General features: G+C 54.4%; 21 protein-coding genes. 3 read left to right on the plus strand and 18 right to left on the minus strand.

The window, feature by feature from the left end:
• Nucleotides 1-112 precede the first annotated feature (112 nt).
• The 8 genes from A9753_RS05000 to A9753_RS09630 form a co-directional block, all read right to left on the minus strand.
• Complete coding sequence (locus A9753_RS05000) at nt 113-1423, minus strand: M50 family metallopeptidase (protein ID WP_067781303.1); 1311 nt, start codon at nt 1421-1423, stop codon at nt 113-115.
• Nucleotides 1420-2841, minus strand: a complete 1422-nt coding sequence (locus tag A9753_RS05005; protein ID WP_067782230.1) for a 1-deoxy-D-xylulose-5-phosphate reductoisomerase — start codon at nt 2839-2841, stop codon at nt 1420-1422. Before A9753_RS05005 ends, A9753_RS05000 begins: the two co-directional genes overlap by 4 nt.
• A gap of 67 nt (nt 2842-2908) precedes the next feature.
• Nucleotides 2909-3454 (minus strand): DivIVA domain-containing protein, encoded by a 546-nt coding sequence (locus A9753_RS05010; protein WP_067781306.1) that lies wholly within the window; start codon nt 3452-3454, stop codon nt 2909-2911.
• A gap of 12 nt (nt 3455-3466) precedes the next feature.
• Complete coding sequence (rlmN, locus tag A9753_RS05015; protein ID WP_083090325.1) at nt 3467-4804, minus strand: dual-specificity RNA methyltransferase RlmN; 1338 nt, start codon at nt 4802-4804, stop codon at nt 3467-3469.
• A 91-nt stretch (nt 4805-4895) separates the two neighbouring features.
• Nucleotides 4896-5840 (minus strand): phosphatidate cytidylyltransferase, encoded by a 945-nt coding sequence (locus A9753_RS05020; RefSeq protein WP_067782233.1) that lies wholly within the window; start codon nt 5838-5840, stop codon nt 4896-4898.
• 359 nt (nt 5841-6199) lie between these two features.
• Nucleotides 6200-6757, minus strand: a complete 558-nt coding sequence (gene frr, locus A9753_RS05025) for a ribosome recycling factor (RefSeq protein WP_067781310.1) — start codon at nt 6755-6757, stop codon at nt 6200-6202.
• Entirely contained in the window at nt 6754-7491 is a 738-nt protein-coding gene (gene pyrH / locus A9753_RS05030; RefSeq protein WP_067782235.1) for a UMP kinase, read from the minus strand. Before pyrH ends, frr begins: the two co-directional genes overlap by 4 nt.
• A gap of 423 nt (nt 7492-7914) precedes the next feature.
• Entirely contained in the window at nt 7915-8145 is a 231-nt protein-coding gene (locus A9753_RS09630) for a hypothetical protein (protein WP_141673313.1), read from the minus strand.
• A 316-nt stretch (nt 8146-8461) separates the two neighbouring features.
• On the opposite strand from A9753_RS09630, the gene A9753_RS05035 reads away from it, so the two are divergent.
• Nucleotides 8462-9259, plus strand: coding sequence for a substrate-binding domain-containing protein (locus A9753_RS05035; protein WP_176702741.1), 798 nt, complete (start codon nt 8462-8464; stop codon nt 9257-9259).
• Nucleotides 9260-9344: 85 nt separating this feature from the next.
• Here the strand turns inward: A9753_RS05035 and tsf are convergent, their stop codons facing one another.
• A complete protein-coding gene (gene tsf / locus A9753_RS05040; protein ID WP_067781313.1) occupies nt 9345-10184 on the minus strand; it encodes a translation elongation factor Ts in 840 nt (279 codons plus the stop codon).
• Nucleotides 10185-10238: 54 nt separating this feature from the next.
• Nucleotides 10239-11081, minus strand: a complete 843-nt coding sequence (rpsB, locus tag A9753_RS05045) for a 30S ribosomal protein S2 (protein WP_067781316.1) — start codon at nt 11079-11081, stop codon at nt 10239-10241.
• 391 nt (nt 11082-11472) lie between these two features.
• On the opposite strand from rpsB, the gene A9753_RS05050 reads away from it, so the two are divergent.
• Both A9753_RS05050 and A9753_RS05055 read left to right on the plus strand, forming a co-directional pair.
• Entirely contained in the window at nt 11473-12054 is a 582-nt protein-coding gene (locus A9753_RS05050; protein ID WP_083090327.1) for a M23 family metallopeptidase, read from the plus strand.
• A 101-nt stretch (nt 12055-12155) separates the two neighbouring features.
• Nucleotides 12156-12359, plus strand: a complete 204-nt coding sequence (locus A9753_RS05055; RefSeq protein WP_067781322.1) for a hypothetical protein — start codon at nt 12156-12158, stop codon at nt 12357-12359.
• A 45-nt stretch (nt 12360-12404) separates the two neighbouring features.
• Here A9753_RS05055 and A9753_RS05060 read toward each other — a convergent pair whose 3' ends face one another.
• From A9753_RS05060 to rplS, 8 genes are all read right to left on the minus strand, one after another.
• A complete protein-coding gene (locus A9753_RS05060; RefSeq protein ID WP_067781325.1) occupies nt 12405-13388 on the minus strand; it encodes a tyrosine recombinase XerC in 984 nt (327 codons plus the stop codon).
• 212 nt (nt 13389-13600) lie between these two features.
• Nucleotides 13601-14956 (minus strand): DNA-processing protein DprA, encoded by a 1356-nt coding sequence (locus A9753_RS05065; protein WP_083090328.1) that lies wholly within the window; start codon nt 14954-14956, stop codon nt 13601-13603.
• Nucleotides 14931-16505, minus strand: a complete 1575-nt coding sequence (locus A9753_RS05070) for a YifB family Mg chelatase-like AAA ATPase (RefSeq protein WP_067781331.1) — start codon at nt 16503-16505, stop codon at nt 14931-14933. Before A9753_RS05070 ends, A9753_RS05065 begins: the two co-directional genes overlap by 26 nt.
• Nucleotides 16506-16569: 64 nt before the next feature.
• Nucleotides 16570-16959 carry a YraN family protein gene (locus tag A9753_RS05075; protein WP_067781334.1) on the minus strand — a complete coding sequence of 130 codons (390 nt, stop codon included), beginning with the start codon at nt 16957-16959 and terminating at the stop codon, nt 16570-16572.
• A 228-nt stretch (nt 16960-17187) separates the two neighbouring features.
• Nucleotides 17188-17499 (minus strand): DUF2469 domain-containing protein, encoded by a 312-nt coding sequence (locus A9753_RS05080; RefSeq protein ID WP_067781337.1) that lies wholly within the window; start codon nt 17497-17499, stop codon nt 17188-17190.
• 125 nt (nt 17500-17624) lie between these two features.
• Nucleotides 17625-18350, minus strand: coding sequence for a ribonuclease HII (locus A9753_RS05085; RefSeq protein ID WP_067781340.1), 726 nt, complete (start codon nt 18348-18350; stop codon nt 17625-17627).
• The gene (gene lepB, locus A9753_RS05090) at nt 18340-19464 is read right to left on the minus strand and encodes a signal peptidase I (protein WP_067781344.1); all 1125 of its coding nucleotides are present in this window, start codon (nt 19462-19464) and stop codon (nt 18340-18342) included. The genes A9753_RS05085 and lepB overlap by 11 nt, the downstream gene beginning before the upstream one ends.
• Before the next feature lie 106 nt (nt 19465-19570).
• Nucleotides 19571-19918 (minus strand): 50S ribosomal protein L19, encoded by a 348-nt coding sequence (gene rplS / locus A9753_RS05095; protein ID WP_067781347.1) that lies wholly within the window; start codon nt 19916-19918, stop codon nt 19571-19573.
• Nucleotides 19919-20032: the final 114 nt, after the last annotated feature.

A 20032-nucleotide genomic window follows, 5' to 3' on the forward strand; every position in this document is an offset into this window, starting at 1 on the left:
ATGCCACTGAAAGTCTGACTACTTCCGCTGAGGCCGTCCATTGCGTGTGAAAATCTGGAAAAAATCTCTTCTCATTTGTCCGCTCATGCAGCGCAAATGAGAAAGGAAAACGTCAGACAGGTGCGACTATATCCGCCCAAACCAACACCAAGGTCATGATGATAAGGATCCATATTACAGTTTGGCCCACGGGGATAAGACGTGCAGTATCTACAGGACCAGGATCGGACTGACCTTGCAATGTCGCAATCCTTCGGCGCAGTCCTTCCCACAGAGCACCAGCGATATGTCCACCATCAAGGGGAAGGAAAGGAAGGAGGTTGAAGGCGAACAGCGCCAAGTTCAGGCTGGCTAGGAGAGAAAGCATCGTGGAGATACGCACGCTCAGAGGAATGTCTCCAGAACCTCCGCTGGCTACTTGTCCTGCCATACGTCCCACGCCAACAAGCCCCACGATTCCGTTTGCTGAGCGCTCTTCAAATCCCAATCCAGCGGCCACCACGTGGTAAAGCCCTACAGGCAAAGTTGCCACCACACGAATGGTCTGCCAAGTGGCAGACAGTGTCATGTGAGGTAGTTCAGTGAGCGAACCGCGTACGGTTTCTAGTGAAGGTCCAATACCTACATAGGGGCGTTGTTCCATGGCAATAGAGCCATCATTACTCGGAACAGTACGCCCGGAAGCATCCAGAACGGGACGTTCAACGAGAACGGGAGTCACAGCCAATGTCTGCTCATGCCCGTCACGGGTAATCACTACTTGGGCAGGGGCGCTTCCCCCATGAGCGATCGCACGTTGGACATCAGCCCAGTCGTTCATCAGTTCACCATTCCACGAAACGATGCGATCACCAGCGAGAAATCCTGCTTCATGGGCAGGAGCAACTGGATCATCCTTGCTGCAAGTGCCAGTAGGTGAGGTAGTGACACACGTGGCTACTGAATTCACAGTAGAGGTGTAGGTGGGAATTCCCACCACACTAATGCTCACGGCAAGAAAAACCACAGCAAGAATGAAGTTCATGATGATGCCGCCACTCATCACGATGAGTTTTTTAGGCACTGAGAGAGAGTAGAAAGCTCGGTTTTCTTCACCAGGCTCAAGTTCTGCTAAGGCATCAGCACGTGCCTGCCCAACTAGCCCCAGTTCTCCGTTGGGAAGACGCTTATCCGGTTTGCCAGCAGGGGCTGGCGGGAGCATCCCGACAAGTTTGACGTACCCGCCCAGCAGAATGGCTTTGACACCATAGCGTGTTTCGCCTTTTTTCACTGACCATAAAGTTGGACCAAAGCCGATGAAATACTCAGGAACTTTCACACCGAATTTCTTAGCGGGAATCATGTGCCCCAACTCATGCAGTGCTACGGAGAGCATGATGCCGAGCACCATGATGAGGATTCCTAGGACATAGGCCAGATTCATATGCGTCCTTCACTCGCGCGGCGCGCGATGAGTTCGTTGGCCCGGTGACGGGCCCACTCTTGGGCAGCCATCACGTCTTCCACACTGACAGGGTTGTTAGAAGAGTCATGATGATCATGGAGTACCTGCTCATTGATTCGGCAGATGTCGAGCCAGGCTAATGTGCCGTTTAAGAATGCGTCAACCGCTTGCTCATTGGCAGCATTGAGAACTGCGGGGTGCGTGGGTGAGGAACTCACGGCTTCTCGCGCAAGATCCAACGCAATAAAGGTTTCACAGTCCACGGGTTCGAATGTCCATGACGACGCACCAGCAAAGTTCGTAGGAGTCAGTGTGGTCTTGGTGTCATAAGCAGATGCTTCAAGGCCTGCATACGGGGATGAATTCCCCATATAGGCGGATGAGACGGTATCTACTTGCCCGGACAATGGGGTAGTGAGAATAGGTCGACGTGGCCAGCATAAGCCGAGTGCGATAGGAAGACGCATATCAGGCGGACTCACTTGTGCCATCGTAGCGCCATCGACGAATTCGACCATAGAGTGAATCATGGACTGAGGGTGAACCACCACGTCAATTTCACTAGCGGGCACGTCAAAAAGAAGATGGGCTTCAATTAGTTCCAGGCCCTTGTTCATTAAAGTTGAGGAATTCACAGTCACAACCGGCCCCATCGACCATGTGGGGTGAGCCAGAGCCTGTGCAGCAGTGACGTTCCGGAGCTCGTCACGATGCTTTCCACGGAATGGGCCACCTGATGCGGTGAGAATAAGGCGGCGTACTGTAGAAGGCCCCTGGAATCGCCGAGCACACATCCCTCGTTCATGTAAACCGGCAGCCAGGCACTGAAAGATGGCGCTGTGTTCAGAATCAACAGGAACAATCTGGCCGGGGCGTACCATCGCTTGGCGTACCACTGCCCCACCTACGACCAGTGATTCTTTATTTGCCAAAGCAAGGCGAGCACCAGTAGCTAAAGCAGTGAGGGTGGGAACTAATCCCACTGCACCGGTCATTGCGTTGAGGACTACATCGCCCTCGTGAAGGTTCGCCGAAAGAATGAGATCACGTGCGGCGTCTTCCCCAGTAAGGATATCAACCGATGGGACGGGCAGGTGATGACGCTCGGCAAAGGAACGCAAGGCGTCAAGGAAAGGTTGGCGTGCTGACGGACATGCCAGAGCGATACGCGGAACAGACCACGTGAGCACCTGCTCAGCCAAAAGTTCATAGTGAGCACCGCCAGCAGCAAGTCCCTCAATGGAAAAATTACCGACCGTTTCCTTAGCCATGGTGTGGCGTAACGTAGCGATAATGTCAAGCGCCTGGGTACCGATGGATCCAGTAGAGCCAAGGATGACAAGTTTGGGGCCGCCCACGTCAACATTGGGAAGCAAAGGAATAATCGGCGACGTCATCACAGTGGCTTTCTTCACGGGGACACCAACAAAGCATCCATAGGGAGAGGGTAAGGTCAGTGGGGACTTATTCCACACTCATCAAGACTTCAACAACACGTGCTAGGTAGCGATCTACGCTAGCCTCGTCATAGGCCTTATCACCGTGAGCACGACTGAAAGTTACGTCACGAACCTCTCGACTGGTCAACGGCTCGGATGAGTCGAAATAGTTAGCGATGCGGTCCATGAAAGCATCAACTTCCGCACATTTGTAGCCATTACGCCGTGCAGGGGCAAAACGGAGTGTTTCGGGACGTAAAAGGCGCTCGTAAAGAGTGGTAGCTAGTTGGGCAACTTGTTCCATCCATGCGGAGCGACCATGCTCATCAATAAATTCTTGACGGCGACGTTTAACGAAAGCCTTTTCGAGGCGATCAAGCGCCTGGTCGACTGCAGCGGGGTCATATCCTCCACGGACAATGTCAAATGCGGTAGAGCGGACGCGTTCGGCATCTAGCGCGGCGGCACTGCCTCCTTCGTAGAGTTCATGAGCGTCATGGAAGTACTCATCGACTTGGTCAGGGCGGTAGCCGGGACGGCGCATTCGCGTGCGGGGAAAAATGTCACTCACGTCGGTACCTTCCTACTGATCGTCGGCCTGCGGGCGAGGCGTTAACGATACTGTAACCGGCTCAACCGTCGGTGAAGCGGCGGCTCGCGATTTGGCTGATGGATCGGTCGACGCCGATTTGTTACCTTCCAGCACAGCGGTAGCCAACTGGCCGCAGGCGCCATCGATGTCACTGCCGCGAGTATCACGAACAGTGGTGGTAATTCCGGCATGACGGAGGGTCTCAACAAAGCGCTCTTGAACACTAGGCAGTGAGCAAGTCCAGATGGAGCCAGGCGTGGGATTGAGGGGAATAGGGTTGACGTGTGCCCATCCCCTACCGCGAGCGTTGAGTTCGTCAGCCAGAAGCTGGGCGCGCCATTGGTGATCGTTCATATCCTTGATAAGGGCATATTCGATAGAGACGCGACGTCCAGTGACTTCGTAGTAATGGTAAGCGGCGTCAAGTAACTCTCCAACCTTCCAGCGAGAGTTCACAGGAATGAGCGCATCACGCAATTCATCATCGGGAGCATGAAGTGAAACCGCTAGGGTAACAGGCATTCCTTCGGTGGCGAGTTTCTTAATCAGGGGAACCAGCCCGACAGTAGAGACGGTGATGTTCCGTGCACTCAATCCAAAGCCTTCAGGGGCTGGTTCAATCAGTCGACGCAATGCCTGAACCACGGCTTTGTAATTGACCATCGGTTCGCCCATCCCCATAAACACGACGTTACTCAGGCGTGCTGGGCCACCTACCAGATCGCCGCGCTCAGAGGCAAGAGCTGCGTGACGGACCTGTTCAATAATTTCTGCGGTGGAGAGGTTACGGGTCAGCCCCATTTGTCCGGTGGCGCAGAAGGGACAAGCCATTCCGCATCCGGCTTCTGAAGAGACACATAGAGTGGTGCGGTCCTTATAACGCATGAGAACAGATTCCACGCGTACGCCGTCAAAGAGTTGCCAAAGGTACTTGATTGTTTTTCCGCGGTCAGCATGAAGTGCAGTGACTTCGGTGAGTAGTTCGGGGAGTAGATCTTCGCAGACCTGGTGACGGATAGCGGCGGGGATATCAGTCATATCCTCAGCATCGCGGGTGAAGTGAGTGAAGTAATGGCGCGAAAGTTGATCGGCCCGAAAGGCAGGAAGGCCTGCTTCTTTCAGGGCTGATTTCCGTCCAGCGAGGTCAAGGTCAGCCAAATGCCGGGGGGCTTTTCCTTTAGCAGGAGGGACAGCAAAACTCAGGCGAGGTTTAGCATCTGGTGAAGTAGCGCCTTCTGGTGGCTGGTCTGTGGGAAGGACCTGAATCTGACCGCGCACGCGACGCGGTTCTTTGGGGGCACGCGTGGAGCGTGATGCCTTGTCAGTCATCAATCATTCCTTCATCAGAAGATGCGTCTGGGCATATATCTGCACAGACACCACGTCAGTATCTTGTCACTACCTGTCGATATGTGCTGGATCAGCACAATGCCAACAGGCAGAACAGGTAGACCACGGGGGCAGCAACGAGGATGGAATCAAGTCGGTCCATCAAACCACCATGTCCAGGTAGGAGGGTCCCCATGTCTTTCAATCCCACATCACGTTTAATGAGGGACTCCCCCAAATCTCCCAATGTCGAGACAACCACAATGCATGCACCAAGAATAGGACCAGCCCAGATAGGACCATTCAGTGCCCAGATGCATCCTGTGGCGGTGAGGATGGTAGCGATCATCGATCCGGCAAATCCTTCCCATGATTTTTTCGGTGAAACCGAGGGAGCCATGGGGTGTTTACCAAAGGTAATACCTGCTAACCAGCCACCGGTGTCATTAGCAACCGGAAGAGCAATAAGCATGAGGACTTTACCTACGCCGTGGTCTTGTGCCAGAAGTAGAACAGCAAAGCCCGAGAGGAAAGGCAGGTACGTGGCTGCAAACACTGCTGCCACAGCATTAGAGGTTCGTGAACGGCGGAGTGTGTCATGTGCGCCATCATGAATGTCCGAAGAAGAGGCAAGTTCCCAATCGGTGCCCGCTTCAGCTTCGCAATGGTCGAAAAAACACCAGAGGAATGCTGCGCCTGCTGTGGCGAGGTAAGCACCAAACATCGCTTCTGCACCTACGGACCACGCACAGACAACTACACCAATGGTTCCGAGCCATAACGGTGCTAGTGGCAGCCGTAGACCTTTGCGCGCAAAGGCACCAGCAAGTTCCCACAGTGCCCCACACACGGCGATGATCACCAACCCCGTAAAGAGAACTTTGGTGAACATTAGTGTGGCCAGAACAATCCCGACCAGAACAGCGGCTACTCCGAGTGCTGCCGGAAGGTTACGGCCTGCTTTACCGGTTGAAGGCAGCGGGGGTCTATTGGGAGTGGGGCCTGGGGAAAGAATAGTTCCGCAGGTATCCCACAGGCTTCGGCGCTCACGTTTAAGAGGCTTAGAACCGACACCGGATTCATTCTCAATCACAGGCAGCAAGGCCGCGGATGCGATAGTCGCGGCGGAAAGTTGCGATGCGCTAGAGGCATCGTCCTGTGCAGTTGGTAATGCAGTAACTGGAACGAAATTCTCAGAGTGCGCTTCAGGAGTCACAGCACTGGCGTCACCTTGGCCAGCAACTCGAGCAGTGGCTTCTTGCTGCAAGCGCCGCCGACGTGCCATACGAGTTTCTGGCAACACTTCAGCAGGCGCCTGACTCGAAGAGGCAGGCGCCTGCTGAGGATCAATCGGGGAATTGGTGGTCATCACGAATAAGGAGAATCCTGCCAGCCTCAGACCTCGAGGAGTTCGGACTCCTTAGTGGCCAGGACTGCGTCGATTTTTTCCACGAAACTCTTGGTCAGAACTTCAAGTTCCTTTTCTGCGCGCTCGACTTCATCTTCACCGGCCTCGCCGTCCTTCTTGATGCGGTCAAGTTCATCCTTGGCCTTACGGCGAACACCACGGACCTGAACGCGCGCATCTTCACCGCGATTACGTGCTAACTTCACGTATTCCTTGCGGCGTTCTTCAGTCAGTGCCGGCAGGGTGACACGGATGATAGTGCCGTCATCGGTGGGGTTAACACCCAAATCAGACTCACGGATTGCGGTCACCAGATCCTTCATAGCGCTGCGATCGAAGGGGGAGACAATCACCGTACGTGCTTCGGGGATGGTGATAGAAGCCAACTGCTGTAGTGGGGTGGGCGCACCGTAGTAATCCACCATGATGGAGTTGAACATGGCGGGGTTGGCACGGCCAGTACGGATATTGGCCAGTTCGTGCTTGGCGGCTTCAAGAGCCTTCTCCATTTTTTCTTCTGCTTCAAGCAGTGCTTCTTCAATCACTGTTGTGCTCCTTCATCTGTGGTGGTCACCAGGGTACCGATTTTCTCACCCATGAGGGCTCGAGTGATATTTCCACCTTCACCCATGCCAAAAACTCGCATGGTGAGGTCATTTTCTTTACAAAGAGAGAATGCAGCAGCATCAACGACCTGCAATCCTTCGTGGAGTGCTCGTTCGTAAGTAAGGTGGTCAATCTTCGTGGCATAGGGATCCTTACGAGGATCCGCCGTGTATACACCGTCCACGCCGTTCTTGCCGACCAGCAGTTCGTCACAGTGAGTTTCCAGTGCACGCTGGGCTGAAACAGTGTCCGTAGAGAAGTAAGGCAGGCCAGCGCCCGCGCCGAAGACCACGACGCGACCCTTTTCCATGTGACGGATGGCACGCAGAGGAATGTAAGACTCTGCGACCTGACCCATGGCGATGGCGGTCTGGGTGCGGGCAGGAACACCAGCCTTTTCGAGGAAGTCTTGTAATGCAAGGGCGTTCATGACAGTACCGAGCATGCCCATGTAGTCAGCACGAGCCCGGTCCAAACCGCGTTGAGAGAGTTGAGCACCACGGAAGAAGTTACCACCGCCCACGACCACAGCAACCTGAATGCCCTGCTGAACGGCTGCAGCGATCTGCTGTGCGGCATCGGAAACAACATCGGGGTCAAGGCCAATGGAACCGCCACCAAAAACCTCACCGGAGAGTTTCAGAAGGACACGGCGCGAACGCGGTGCAACCATCGTGGGATGAACGAGTTCGCGGGGGTGCAGGGATACGCCATGTGCTTGATCGGCAGTTCGGAAACTTTCTGCGCTGTGATGACCCACGTGTGCGGATGCTCCTTGAGTGGCTAGTGCGGGAGTTACGATATGAGCGGACGGCTGGGATGAGCACGAGGAAGACTCAGATGCGTGGACGTTAGACGGCGTTCCCGTGGAGTCCGACATGGAGCCCTGGCAGTGACAGGAGCCAGATTCTGATGGGGATTGGCTGGTGGGGTGATCAGTCATGAGCCAGGCCTCCTGAAGTCTGGGAGTGCTCACTGAAAAGTGAAGCATATGGAGCGCTTGCGCCAATGCGCACGCGTAATCACGCTAAGTTTAGCGCACAGTGGGAACAGACTTAGAGTCTGTCCTCCGGGGATTGAACTTCACCACTCACGTCTACAGACAAAACAGGGATATTAAGACGTTGAGGCACCCACTATATAGGGCTAAGTCCCGGGAAATAGGCCGAGAGAAGGGAACAGGTTCACCAACACTTCCGTCAGACGATTCAGGAACAGACCAGGAACGCACATCAAGGAGCGCCACAGGTGTGGCGACGGCGGGACAGATTCGCTCATCGAGGGTGCGATCAAGTCGCTTGAGCAAAATCGTGGAGTTACCGTGCATCTCTCCTCCTACAGCGTCATTGGTGGGGGGAATGAGGATAGACCAACACGGTTTAGTGGAAGATGTTCACTCTTCCTCTTACCCCTCATAAAGCCCGCGAAGCCAGAGAAAGATACACTTCACCTATGGGAACGACAATCAAAGACATCGCTGCCGCAGCAGGAGTCTCCCCCACCGCCGTTTCCTTCGCCTCAACAATCGTAAAGGGCTCTCCCAGGCAACTCGAGACAAAATTCTACGGATAGCCCACGAACTCGGTTGGGGCCCCTCCCATGCTGCTCGCGCTCTCTCTTCCTCCACCGCGGGCGCCATCGGTTTGGTACTTAGCCGCAATCCTGAGGGCCTCACCGCCGAATCGTTTTATTTTTCTTTCATGGTGGGAGCAGAGCGCACACTTTCTGAGCGCTCGCTCTCTATCATCCTTGCTCTGGCTACCAGCGTTGAAGACGAAATCGCGATTTATCGGCGATGGAAATCTTCAAGGACCGTTGACGGAGTCATTGTTGTAGACCCACGCGACGATGATGAACGCGTCAATGTCCTTACCAGTATTGGCTTACCCTTCGTCTACACCGGTCAGCACTGTGAAGGAGCAGCCAGTGTCAGTACATCGGACCATGATGCCATGGTCACGATTGTCGACCATCTCGCGGAGGTTGGATGCCATTCCTTAGCTTACATTCACCTGTCTCATAATTACCAGCACGTACGTGATCGTGGTAAAGCACTACTCAGGCGAGCAGCCCATCATGGAATTGATGCTTTCGTTGCCCCTAGTGACGGCGAATCTGAAGATGCCGGCGCCCATGCGACATCTTCTCTCCTTCCCCATATTCCCGATGCCGTCGTCTATGACAATGAGATTCTCACCTTGGGTGGATATGGCGTACTTTCCCGCCACGGGTATCACATTGGTCAAGATGTTCGCGTGGTCTCTTGTGAGGATTCACCGATCTGTCGCGTTCTTCCTATCCCTGTGACGGCTCTGCATCGCTCCCCTGCTGACTTGGGCGCTTTAGCTGCTGAAGCCTTGTTGGCATTGCTTGACGGCGAAGGTGAACATGATATGACAAGCGGTCCACCAAAGTTAACGATTCGTCAGTCAACGATGTGAAATTTGAGGTGGCCCCAACCTGCTTATGCAGGTTGGGGCCACCTCAAATTAGGAATGCTCAGGCATTACCTCACTGATGATGTCATCAGGCGCCGACGCGGAAGCGTGCAAAGCCAGTGACCTTGCCACCAGCTTCGGCAACAACCTTGCCCACGGTGGTCTTAGGATCCTTGGCGAAGGCCTGATCCACAAGGCAGTTTTCCTTGTAGAAGCCATTCATGCGGCCTTCGACAATCTTCGGAATAGCGCCCTCGGGCTTGCCCTCTGCGCGAGTGGTTTCTTCGCAGATTTCGCGTTCCTTAGCGACGATGTCAGCGGGAACTTCATCGCGGTCAAGGTAGAGAGGGGAGTATGCAGCGATGTGCATAGCAACATCGTGCGCAACGGCGGAAGCTGCTGCGTCGGTAGCAACGAGAACGCCAACCTGTGCAGGCAGGTCAGGGTTAGTGCGGTGGAGGTAAAGCTCAACGTGCTCACCGGAAAGGCGAGTAACGCGGCGAACCACGATCTTCTCGCCAATAACGGCCTGCATACCGTCGGTCAGGTCCTTAACGGACTGACCTTCAACCTCAACGGCGGCCAGAGCCTCAGCATCTTCAGCACCGGACTCAAGAGCGGCTGCGAGCACCTTGTCAGAGAAGTCAATGAACTTCTCGTTCTTGGCCACGAAGTCGGTCTCTGCGTTGATTTCCACGAGAACGCCGGTCTGGCCTTCTGCGCTGTCAACGACCTTAGCGGCGATAAGGCCTGCAGATGCTGCACGGCCTTCGCGCTTAGCGATGCCCTTCAGGCCCTTAACGCGAATGATTTCAATGGCCTTCTCGGCGTCGCCGTTGGCTTCGTCGAGAGCCTTCTTAACGTCGAGCATGCCAGCGCCGGTCTTTTCGCGCAGTGCCTTAATGTCAGCGGTGGTGTAGTTCGCCATGTACGTCTCCTGACGTGTGTTGATGAATGAAGTGTGTCTGATCGCTTGCGCTAATCAGGCCTGCTCGGCCTGCTCAGCAGGAGCTTCTTCGGCGGCGGGAGCCTGTGCGGCTTCCTCAGTGTTCTGGCCGGCGAGGAGTTCTGCTTCCCACTCAGGCATGGGCTCAGCAGGGACTTCTGCTTCGGCGCCAGTCTTGGCACGGCCTGCGCTACGTGCCAGGAGACCTTCAGCAGCGGCGTCAGCAATGACGCGAGTCAGCAGTGCGACGGCGCGGATTGCGTCATCGTTGCCGGGGATACCGTAGTCAACCTCATCAGGATCGCAGTTGGTATCGAGGATAGCGATGATGGGGATGTTAAGCTTACGAGCTTCAGAAACTGCCAGGTGCTCTTTCTTGGTGTCAACGATCCACACAGCGCTGGGAAGCTTAGCCATATCGCGAATACCGCCGAGGGTGCGGGTGAGCTTGTCCTTCTCACGACGCATCATGAGCAGTTCCTTCTTGGTGCGGCCGGATGCTGCCACATCGTCGAAGTCGATAAGCTCAAGTTCCTTCATGCGCTCAAGACGAGCGTGCACGGTGGAGAAGTTGGTGAGCATACCACCCAACCAACGCTGGTTGACGTAAGGCATTCCCACGCGCAGTGCCTGCTCGGCAACAGCTTCCTGAGCCTGCTTCTTGGTGCCAACGAAAAGGATGTTGCCGCCACGAGCGACGGTTTCCTTGACGAAGTCGTAGGCGCGGTTAATATCCTCAACGGTCTGAGCAAGATCGATGATGTAAATGCCGTTGCGCTCGGTGAGGATGAAGCGCTTCATCTTGGGGTTCCAGCGACGGGTCTGGTGTCCAAAGTGAACGCCGCTGTCCAGGAGCTGGCGCATGGTCACAACTGCCATGAAAGTGGTCCTTCCGCGCATACCCAGAGGTTGCTGGATATGCCATCAAGTCGGGGGCATAGGTGTGGTGCACATGCATCACTGCCCGGTATTACTGGTTACACATTCTCACGTTTACCATGAGACCTAGTGCCCGCGGCGGGCCGCCACTTTTCAATGAAGAAAAGACCACGACGACCAACGCCCGAAAGGACGGGGTGCGGACACGCGAAGTCAGCCGCCGTGAGGCGACTGCTGGAACGAGGCTATCACAAGCAATAGTGCAGGTCGTAGACGGAGGTTTGTGGTTCTGCTCTCCCCTCTTCTCCCCACCTCGAGAAGCATCCATGCCATCCACAACACGCCCACACCCCTCTTCCCTGTTACGACACGTAGTTGAGAGTCTCTCACCATGAATTCTTTCGCGAGATTTCGATTATCTCAGGCGCTTATGACCATGGCGATCAGCCTTTTTCTCACTGTTGCTGTCCTTGTTTCATCTGCAGGCGCTTCGTCATCGCTTCTGTATGACTATCCGCTTAATGGACCACCGGATGTTGTTGAAGCATTCAATCCTCCCCCACAACCATGGATGCCTGGACACCGTGGTGTCGACCTCCGCGGTCAGGAAGGTGAGAATGTGCAGGCTGCGGGTGATGGTGTGGTGGCTTTCGCCGGCCTCGTGGTCTCTCGACCCGTGATCTCCATTGATCATCCTGATGGGATTCGGACAACGTATGAACCTGTCGATGCCGTAGTACACACTGGCGAACGGGTTCACCGTGGTCAAGTGATCGGTACTCTCCTTCCTGGGCATCGTCATGATGGTGTCACAGTTCTTCACTGGGGTGCCCGAAGAGGAAAGACTGCCTATCTAAACCCCATATTTCTTATTAAGACTCCTCTCATCGTTCTCAAACCTCTATCACTACCTCGCACCGAATTCCTCCTCTTGCCCACGCCAAGGAACACTCAACGAGCATTGTGTTCTTAGGATCAAGCAAATCGTCAAACAGGCGGATTATCCGCAATCGCGATAATGTCGATAACACACCATCGTTCAGGCGATGTGACATTGGAGAAAGCGAGAGAACTATGGCTCACAAGGTTGTCGAGTTATCCGAAGAACACATTCGGACTCTATTGAATGCTCTGCATACTCATGCCGCTCACGTGTCTGCTGCTCATGAGTCGAACACCGCCGTTGATTTACTCACTGCTGATCAATGGGCTGATCCCGGCAGTGCAGCTACGGAACTGGAGCAAGTCGAACAACTGCGCATGTTATTAGCCCAGTAAGCAACTGAGACATAACAGGCTGTTACTAAGCGTTCCCTTGAGTACTCAAGCTCGAGGGAACGCTTGGTTATAGGCAGTTCGAAGTCGTTCTGGAGAAACGTGGGTGTAGCGCTGTGTGGTTGACAGCGAAGAGTGTCCAAGGAGTTCTTGGACACTGCGCAGGTCTGCTCCTCCAGACAAAACGTGGGTAGCTGCGCTATGTCGCAAATCATGAGGACCAATATCAGGCACACCAGCAGCGTGAGCGTAATGGTGGACAAGTTCTCGCACTGCACGTGGGTCGATGCGCTTTCCCCGAATGCTGAGGAACAGTGCATCATCATCGGGGGCAGATGATTGACGCAAGTGCTCCTTACGCAGACGGAGCCATTGGGTCATTGCTTTGGCTGCAGGAACACCAAAAGGAACCCGACGTTGTTTATTGCCCTTACCCGTCACCGTCATGACTCGTTCTGCGCTGTCCAGGTCACTGATACACAGGCCACACAGTTCGCTCACGCGTATTCCCGTGGCATAGAGAATTTCAAGAATGGCAACGTCGCGACTGCAAATCCGCCATTGGCGATGAATCTGCATATCGCCAGGCATTTCCTTCACCGCTACACGGGCACGGTCTTCCTGCTCATGAACATAGGTGAGGAGTTGCTCAACCTGGTTAATGCTAAGCACTGAAGGAAGTCGATTATCAACCGATGGGCTACGCAGTCGCATGGTGATGTCATGGGGAAGATAGTCCTTTTTATACGCCCAAGCGCTCCAGGTCCGTAAAGCAGCCGATCGACGAGCAGTAGTAGCTCGCGACGCACCTTCCGCTGTTCCTTGAGCCAACCATTGGCGAACGTCGTTAAGTTCTAGCGTCGGCAGCAAGGTTTCAAGAGAGTCGTCACCATGAACATGAAACATGGCAAAGAATTGCTGAAGATCAGACTGATAGGCACGGACAGTATGCGAAGATAGTCCTCGTTCATATGCAAGATAATCCCCATAGGTATCCAGCATGTGGTGAAGTGTGAGTGCTGGAGTTGCCATGAAATGTACTGTACGTGCTCATGCCCCAGTTTTCGTCATGCGGCTGCGGAGTTTTCTCCCCGATAGTCTCCCCCTGTTCCCGATTCTTCCCTTCCTTACGTCTTAGCAATACCTTTTGTTCTTATTTCGCAATGGTGCTTTTATTCAGGCAAATGAATGCTTCTGTTGCACTCGCAGCCTCCTCTTTGACAAGCCACAGCAGCCGAATTGCATTAAGGGGTATTTTCTCCTCGGCGCCATAGTCCTTGTTTGAGGGCTGCATAGTGCTCGTGACAAAGTTGCGAGAGAACTCTCGCAGTGTCATCTAGCGAGGTTCCCGCTGCGATGGCAATCGAACGAATTGGGGCACCACGACGCAGAGGTAGAGCTTCCCAAATTCGGCACTCATCTGATTGGGGCTGTCTGAGTTTCTCACGCATGCTGCTTGCAGGTAGTGACGAGAGAGGAAGCATTTCCTGTGCTTGTTCGTCGAGTGGTGTAGTTAATGGAGTAACAAGTTCTAAAGCTTCTGGGCCATTCGTAATACAGGTAGCTCCATCGCGAAGCAATTTGTGGCAGCCCGCCGAACTGGGGCTATACACGTTTCCAGGAACAGCACCAAGGTGCCGGCCTAAGTTTCGTGCATGAGCGGCAGTGGACAAGGCTCCACTTCTCCATGCCGCTTCCACCACGATGGTGGCTTGGCTTATGGCAGCAATCAGTCGGTTTCGTGACAAGAAGCGATGGCGAGCAGGCACACTCCCCGGAGGAACTTCGGAAACATACAACCCTTGAGCAATAATTCGTTCAAACATCTCCCGGTGAGCTTGGGGGTAATAACGGTCTATTCCCCCGGCACTGACAGCGATCACAGGGCCGTGGCGTAACGCTGCGACAGTAGCGTCAGCATCAATACCAAATGCACCCCCAGACATGATGATGCAGTTATGGCCAGCGAGATATTCAGCAATTTCCTCAGCGATAGTGCTTCCTGTTCGCGTACAGGCTCGGGCTCCCACCATGGCGACAATAGGAGATGAGAAGGACGATTGTTCACCTGTTCCCCCATCGTCATACTCTCCTGGAGTTGCACAAGCCCCTAAAGAACGAGCACTGCAGCCACGAAGAAGCTCACTATGTCCGCGGACCCACAGACACAAAGGTGGGTGGTTGAGCTCGCTCAGCCCCTCAGGCCAGTGCGGATGATTCGCAGTCAACACACGTCCATGAAGACTGACCATTGTGCGAAGTTCACGCCGTATATCCATGGCTTCTATGCGTGGCGCCCAACTGCGGAACCGGCGAGTGATGGTGGCTTGTGCCCGGGGCGTATGCTCGGCCATCTCAGGCGGGATGGTGATGGTGTCCCGCAATTGTCCGCAAGAAGTGAATCCCGCTTCTCTCAGCCATTGCCATGAATCCAGCGGACCAAGATGCGAAATCAGTGCCGAGGCGACATCATCGTCTGGTTCAGTAATCCGTGACCACAGGGCATACGCACAATCAGTTGGCGTGAGCTTGAGGTCTTGCCCAATGTCAGAGCAAATGATGAAGGGATCGTGCCTAGTAAGCCAAGTGGTGGTCATCATTGGGTCCTTGAATTCTCATGGCTAGGGCCATGGCAAGATTGGATGTGCTAGGGGTGTCTCGTTCTTCGAGATCGGCTAATGTCCAGGCAACGCGAAGCACTTTGTCTACTCCGCGAAGAGTGAGTAGACCCTGATCCATCGCTTGAGAGAGTCGTTTCATAACGGTTGACTCAAGAGAGTTATCGCTTTTCCTTAGCCAGGAACCGGGTACTTGGCAGTTCTTAGTCCACGGCGTGTGGCGGAGACGATAACGCGAACGCTGTTGTGCTTGTTTAACTCGTGCGGCGATATCCTGACTGGAGTCGCTGCGCCCATGCGCTGCAAGGACGCGACCGGCGCTGGCTTTGACGCTGATGTGAATGTCGATTCTGTCCAAAAGCGGTCCCGATAGACGTGCGAAATAGCGACGTTGGGCCAGTGATGTGCACGTGCATCTCCTGGTGCGATCCCCCAGATAACCGCATGGACACGGGTTTGCTGCCATGACTAGTTGAAACTGTGCGGGGAAAGTCGCTCTACCCCGGATACGGTCGATGGTGACGGTTCCTTCTTCCAAAGGTTGGCGCAGGCAGTCGAGAACTGCAGGTGAAAACTCTGGTGCTTCGTCGAGAAATAGCACTCCACGATGAGCAAGAGAAATGTCCCCTGGCCGCGGCGTTGCGCTACCACCACCGATAAGAGCCGCTTTTGTGACGCTGTGATGTGGCGAGCGAAAGGGTGGCTGACGAATCAGTCCCTTCTCTGGTTGAAACATGCCTGCAATGGAGTGAATGGACGTCACATCCACAGCTGCTGCATCATCCAGTGGCGGAAGAATGCCTGGTAAACGTTGAGCAAGCATAGTTTTGCCACTTCCAGGTGCTCCCACCATGAGCACGTGATGCCCTCCAGCTGCAGCAACTTCGAGAGCGAATTTTGCCTCGTCATGGCCAATCACATCACGCATGTCAGGAAGCGATTGTGGGACCTGATCCACAATTCGAGGCTGCAGTAGTGCTGGTGAGTTATCAAGATGAACAGCGGCCATGTGAGGAACTTGTCCACCCCAATACCTAGCCACTTGAGCAATATGACTGGCGGAAATGATAGTGATACCGGGGATAAGTGAGGCTTCCGCCCTATTAACTTCAGGGACGAATACCTTGCTAATGCCATGTTCTGCTGCGCAGGCAACAGCAGGGAGAATGCCACGAATAGGATGGATTGTTCCGTCAAGGCCCACCTCTCCCAGATGGACAGCGTGACCAATAACTTCACTAGGAATAAGTCCGCGCGCTGACAGGATGGCTATTGCAAGCGCTAAGTCTGCACCTGAACCATTCTTGGGAATATCAGCTGGGGTGAGGCTGACAGTCGTACGAAATTCTCCCCAAGCAATTCCGCAAGAAGAAAGTGCTGCTCGTACTCGATCACGTGACTCTCGAAGAGTGGCATCAACAAGCCCCACGAGAGTGAAGGTAGGCAATCCGGATGTGCACTGGGCTTCAACCGTAACCACGTGCCCATTCAGTCCCGTCAACGTGACGGTTCGCGTTCGTGCTATTGCCATGTGACACCTGCTGTTTCATCCCCACAACAGACACATACTCGTTTCCTTATCACCGATACATCCATCATGGACGGCTCACTCCTCGGTGATGAAACAGACGAACGTGACGGCCCTGACCAGCGTGAATAGAGATCACATCAAGGCGCACGCCCCGATGATGATCAGGGTGTTCTCGCAACCACGATGAGGCCAATGCGGTCAGAGATGCGTATTTCTTCGATGTGACGGCTTCGCTGCCATGCCCACTGCGAGACGTGGTTCGAGTTTTAACTTCGCAGAAGATAAGACCGCCTGAGTAAGTAGGATCTTGAGCAATAATGTCGAGTTCGCCACGCAACCCCTTGTCGCTGCTACGCCAGTTGCGATCAAGAATCGTCCAGCCCAATGCGGTGAGGTAGCGTGCAGCGACGTTTTCTCCTGCTCTGCCACGCTCAATCGCGCTGTGGTGTGCCATGCGTTCTCCTTTCCTCCTTCAGCATGCCCACTTCATAGCAATCAGAGAAGTTCGTGAAGAGATACCTGTGGGGACGAAAGAGGAATTCCAGGCAGTGGACAATGACTACGAACGGCAGAGGTATGCGTCATCATCCGCAAATCATTGGAAAAAGACGAATAAAAACGCTCCACCCTAATAAGAAAGAGGGTGGAGCGAGAAAAAGCGCTGGACTAAATACGAAAACGTTCAGTTCCCGGAAGGTATTTCGAGTTCTGACTTCGTCAATTCTTCAACGTTCACATCTTTGAAAGTAACCACATGGACATTCTTGACGAATCGCGAGGAACGGTAAATATCCCAAACCCACGCATCTTCAAGGGTGAGTTCAAAGAACACTTCACCACCGTTGGTCCTCACTTGCACGTCTACAGCGTTTGCTAGGTAGAAACGTCGCTCGGTCTCCACAACGTAGGAAAACAAATTCACTACGTCACGATATTCGCGGTACAACTCAAGTTCGAGATTGTTTTCGTAGGCTTCGACGTCTTCTACACTCACCTGCCTATCATGCCTGAGTCCAGTACACTCCGCCGCACGTACACGCCAAGAGGGTAAGCACTATCGTCAAGTGTCTCCCCGAGCTGATACATCCACGCACATAATTCGCACAAGAAAGACTTAAGCTAGCCGCGTGACAGTCGCAATCCAGGAAGTGACCACGAGGTACGGTGCTGCGCACTGACGCCCAGTGTAGCCAAGCCTTTTTGATGAGCTTGAGAAGCGTATCCCTTGTTCGAAGCCCATTGATACCCGGGATCGTCCAAACTACTCATATACGCATCACGGCGAACCTTAGCCACCACACTTGCAGCAGCAACCACGGCGCAAGTGGCATCAGCTTTAACACGCATGGTGACAGGCGGAATCTCCTCCAGACCAATAGGCGTACCTAAATCAGTATCAATACCGTCGACAGGCCGCTCATCGACAGCAGCAAGGAGATCCAGTTCGGGCGGGGTAAGCCAATTGTGGCTACCGTCAAGAATGATGAGATTGGGTAACGCACCGAGCACTTTTGCTTGATGTAACGCTCGACGACCAGCCAACCGCATGGCATCAATAATGCCGATAGCATCAATTTCCTTGGCACTCGCGCTGGCCGTCACACAACATTCAGCCCACTCATCAATGGGCTGACACATACGTTCACGAGCCGTTGGACGAAGCGCTTTAGAATCCGCAAGTCCTTCAGGAAAAACATCATTCGTAGAGGAACTCACCACCGCCAGTCCAATGGTGACAGGACCAGCGATACATCCGCGCCCCACTTCATCCATGCCACCAACCAGCGGGGCTGAACGGAGCAGTTCGGTTTCGAGGTCGCGAGTGACGGTGTACTTAGTTGCCATTACTGTCCGCGTTCTCGACACCACTTCCATCCTCGCGACTTTCCTCATCGTCGGAAAGTTGCTCAGCGCCATCAGCAGGAGAATCCTGGATGGATTCTTCTAAGTCGCCTTTAGGCGAGGCTGACTCAGCGGACTGTTGGACGTCGCCATCTTGCTCAGCAATGCCTCGTTCCTCGATCGATTCGTTGAGGCTGGGGGCCGGTTGAGATGGAGCGGGCACATCGTCGAATACTTGTTCACCCTTGTCCAACTGAGTAAACCGATTTAATGGCCAGACAACTGTGGTGGCGGGTCCAACGATTTTGTCCATAGGGACGAATCCGCCGTATATGTCGGATTCGTGATAACGAGAGTCAGCGGAATTAGCGCGGTTATCCCCCATCACCCACACGTAGCCTTCGGGAACTACCACATCAAAAGGAATAGTGGATGGGGCTACTCCAGGTTTGAGGTAGGTCTCATCCAAGGCCACGCCGTTGACGATAATAGGGCCTGTTCCATCGCACCAGACGTGGTCTCCGGGCATACCGATGACGCGTTTGATGAGATGATGACCAGAGTGTTCGGGCAGGAGACGGATGAGCATGAGGCCGTCTTTGATGAGGCCTTTAATGCCAGTGGAATCAGGAACGTTCAGCCATGAGTCTGGGTCCACGAACACCACAACATCTCCGCGGGTGTAGTCCTCCGCGTCATACATTGCAACGGTGACGTAATCCCCGACGAGCAGGGTGTTTTCCATCGACTGGCTGGGGATGCGGAAACTCTGGATGACGAAGGATTTGATCAGCGCGGAGACGATAAGCACCACGATGATGACCAGAATGGTTTCGCGGTGTTTGCGCCAACTTTTCACGACCGCCGAGGGTGGGTTGGCCTTGTGGGAAGTGGGTTCGTCGTCGCCTTCCGAAGCGCTGGCGTCCTCATTCTCATCGGTTGAGGCTGTTGCCTCAGGGGTGCGCGGTGAGGTGGGAGCGTAGGAAGGTGGGAGTTCAGCAACCTCGTCCGTCTTTGATTCGGGGGCGAATTCGATGCGGGTGTTCTCCGCTGCGTCCTTGCCGGTGAGCGGTGCCTGCTCGCGACGCTGCGGCTGAGCTGGCGTGAAGTTGCTCATCGGTAAGGGCCTTCCGGTGGTTCGGGTGTCTGAGGTCAATCATACGAGGCGAGGCCCGGTTGCCATAGTTGGCAGCCGGGCCTCGGTGTCAAGATTGACGAAGGAATCAGTCTTCGCGACGTTCCTTGATCTTGGCAGCCTTACCGCGCAGGTTGCGCAAGTAGTAGAGCTTTGCACGACGCACGTCACCACGGGACACAACCTCGATCTTTTCGATGGAGGGGGTGTGCAGGGGGAAGGTACGCTCCACGCCACATCCGAAGCTGATCTTGCGGATGGTGAAGGTCTCGCCAACGCCACTGCCGGCGCGAGCGATCACGACGCCCTGGAAGACCTGGATACGGCTACGGTTGCCTTCGACCACGCGGACGTGGACCTTGAGAGAATCGCCTGCACGGAATGCGGGGATATCCTCACGCAGGGATGCTGCGTCGATCTGATCGATCAGGTTCATGTATCTACTCCACGCTGATGCCACCGGTCATTAGCGCTTATCAGGGTGCCTTGCTGGCACTCAGTTGCGGTTGCCATGTTCCGTGTGAATAGCTGGTTCCCCAGTGGCAGAACC

The organism is Actinomyces vulturis, from assembly GCF_001687305.1.
Taxonomy (GTDB): Bacteria; Actinomycetota; Actinomycetes; order Actinomycetales; family Actinomycetaceae; genus Actinomyces; species Actinomyces vulturis.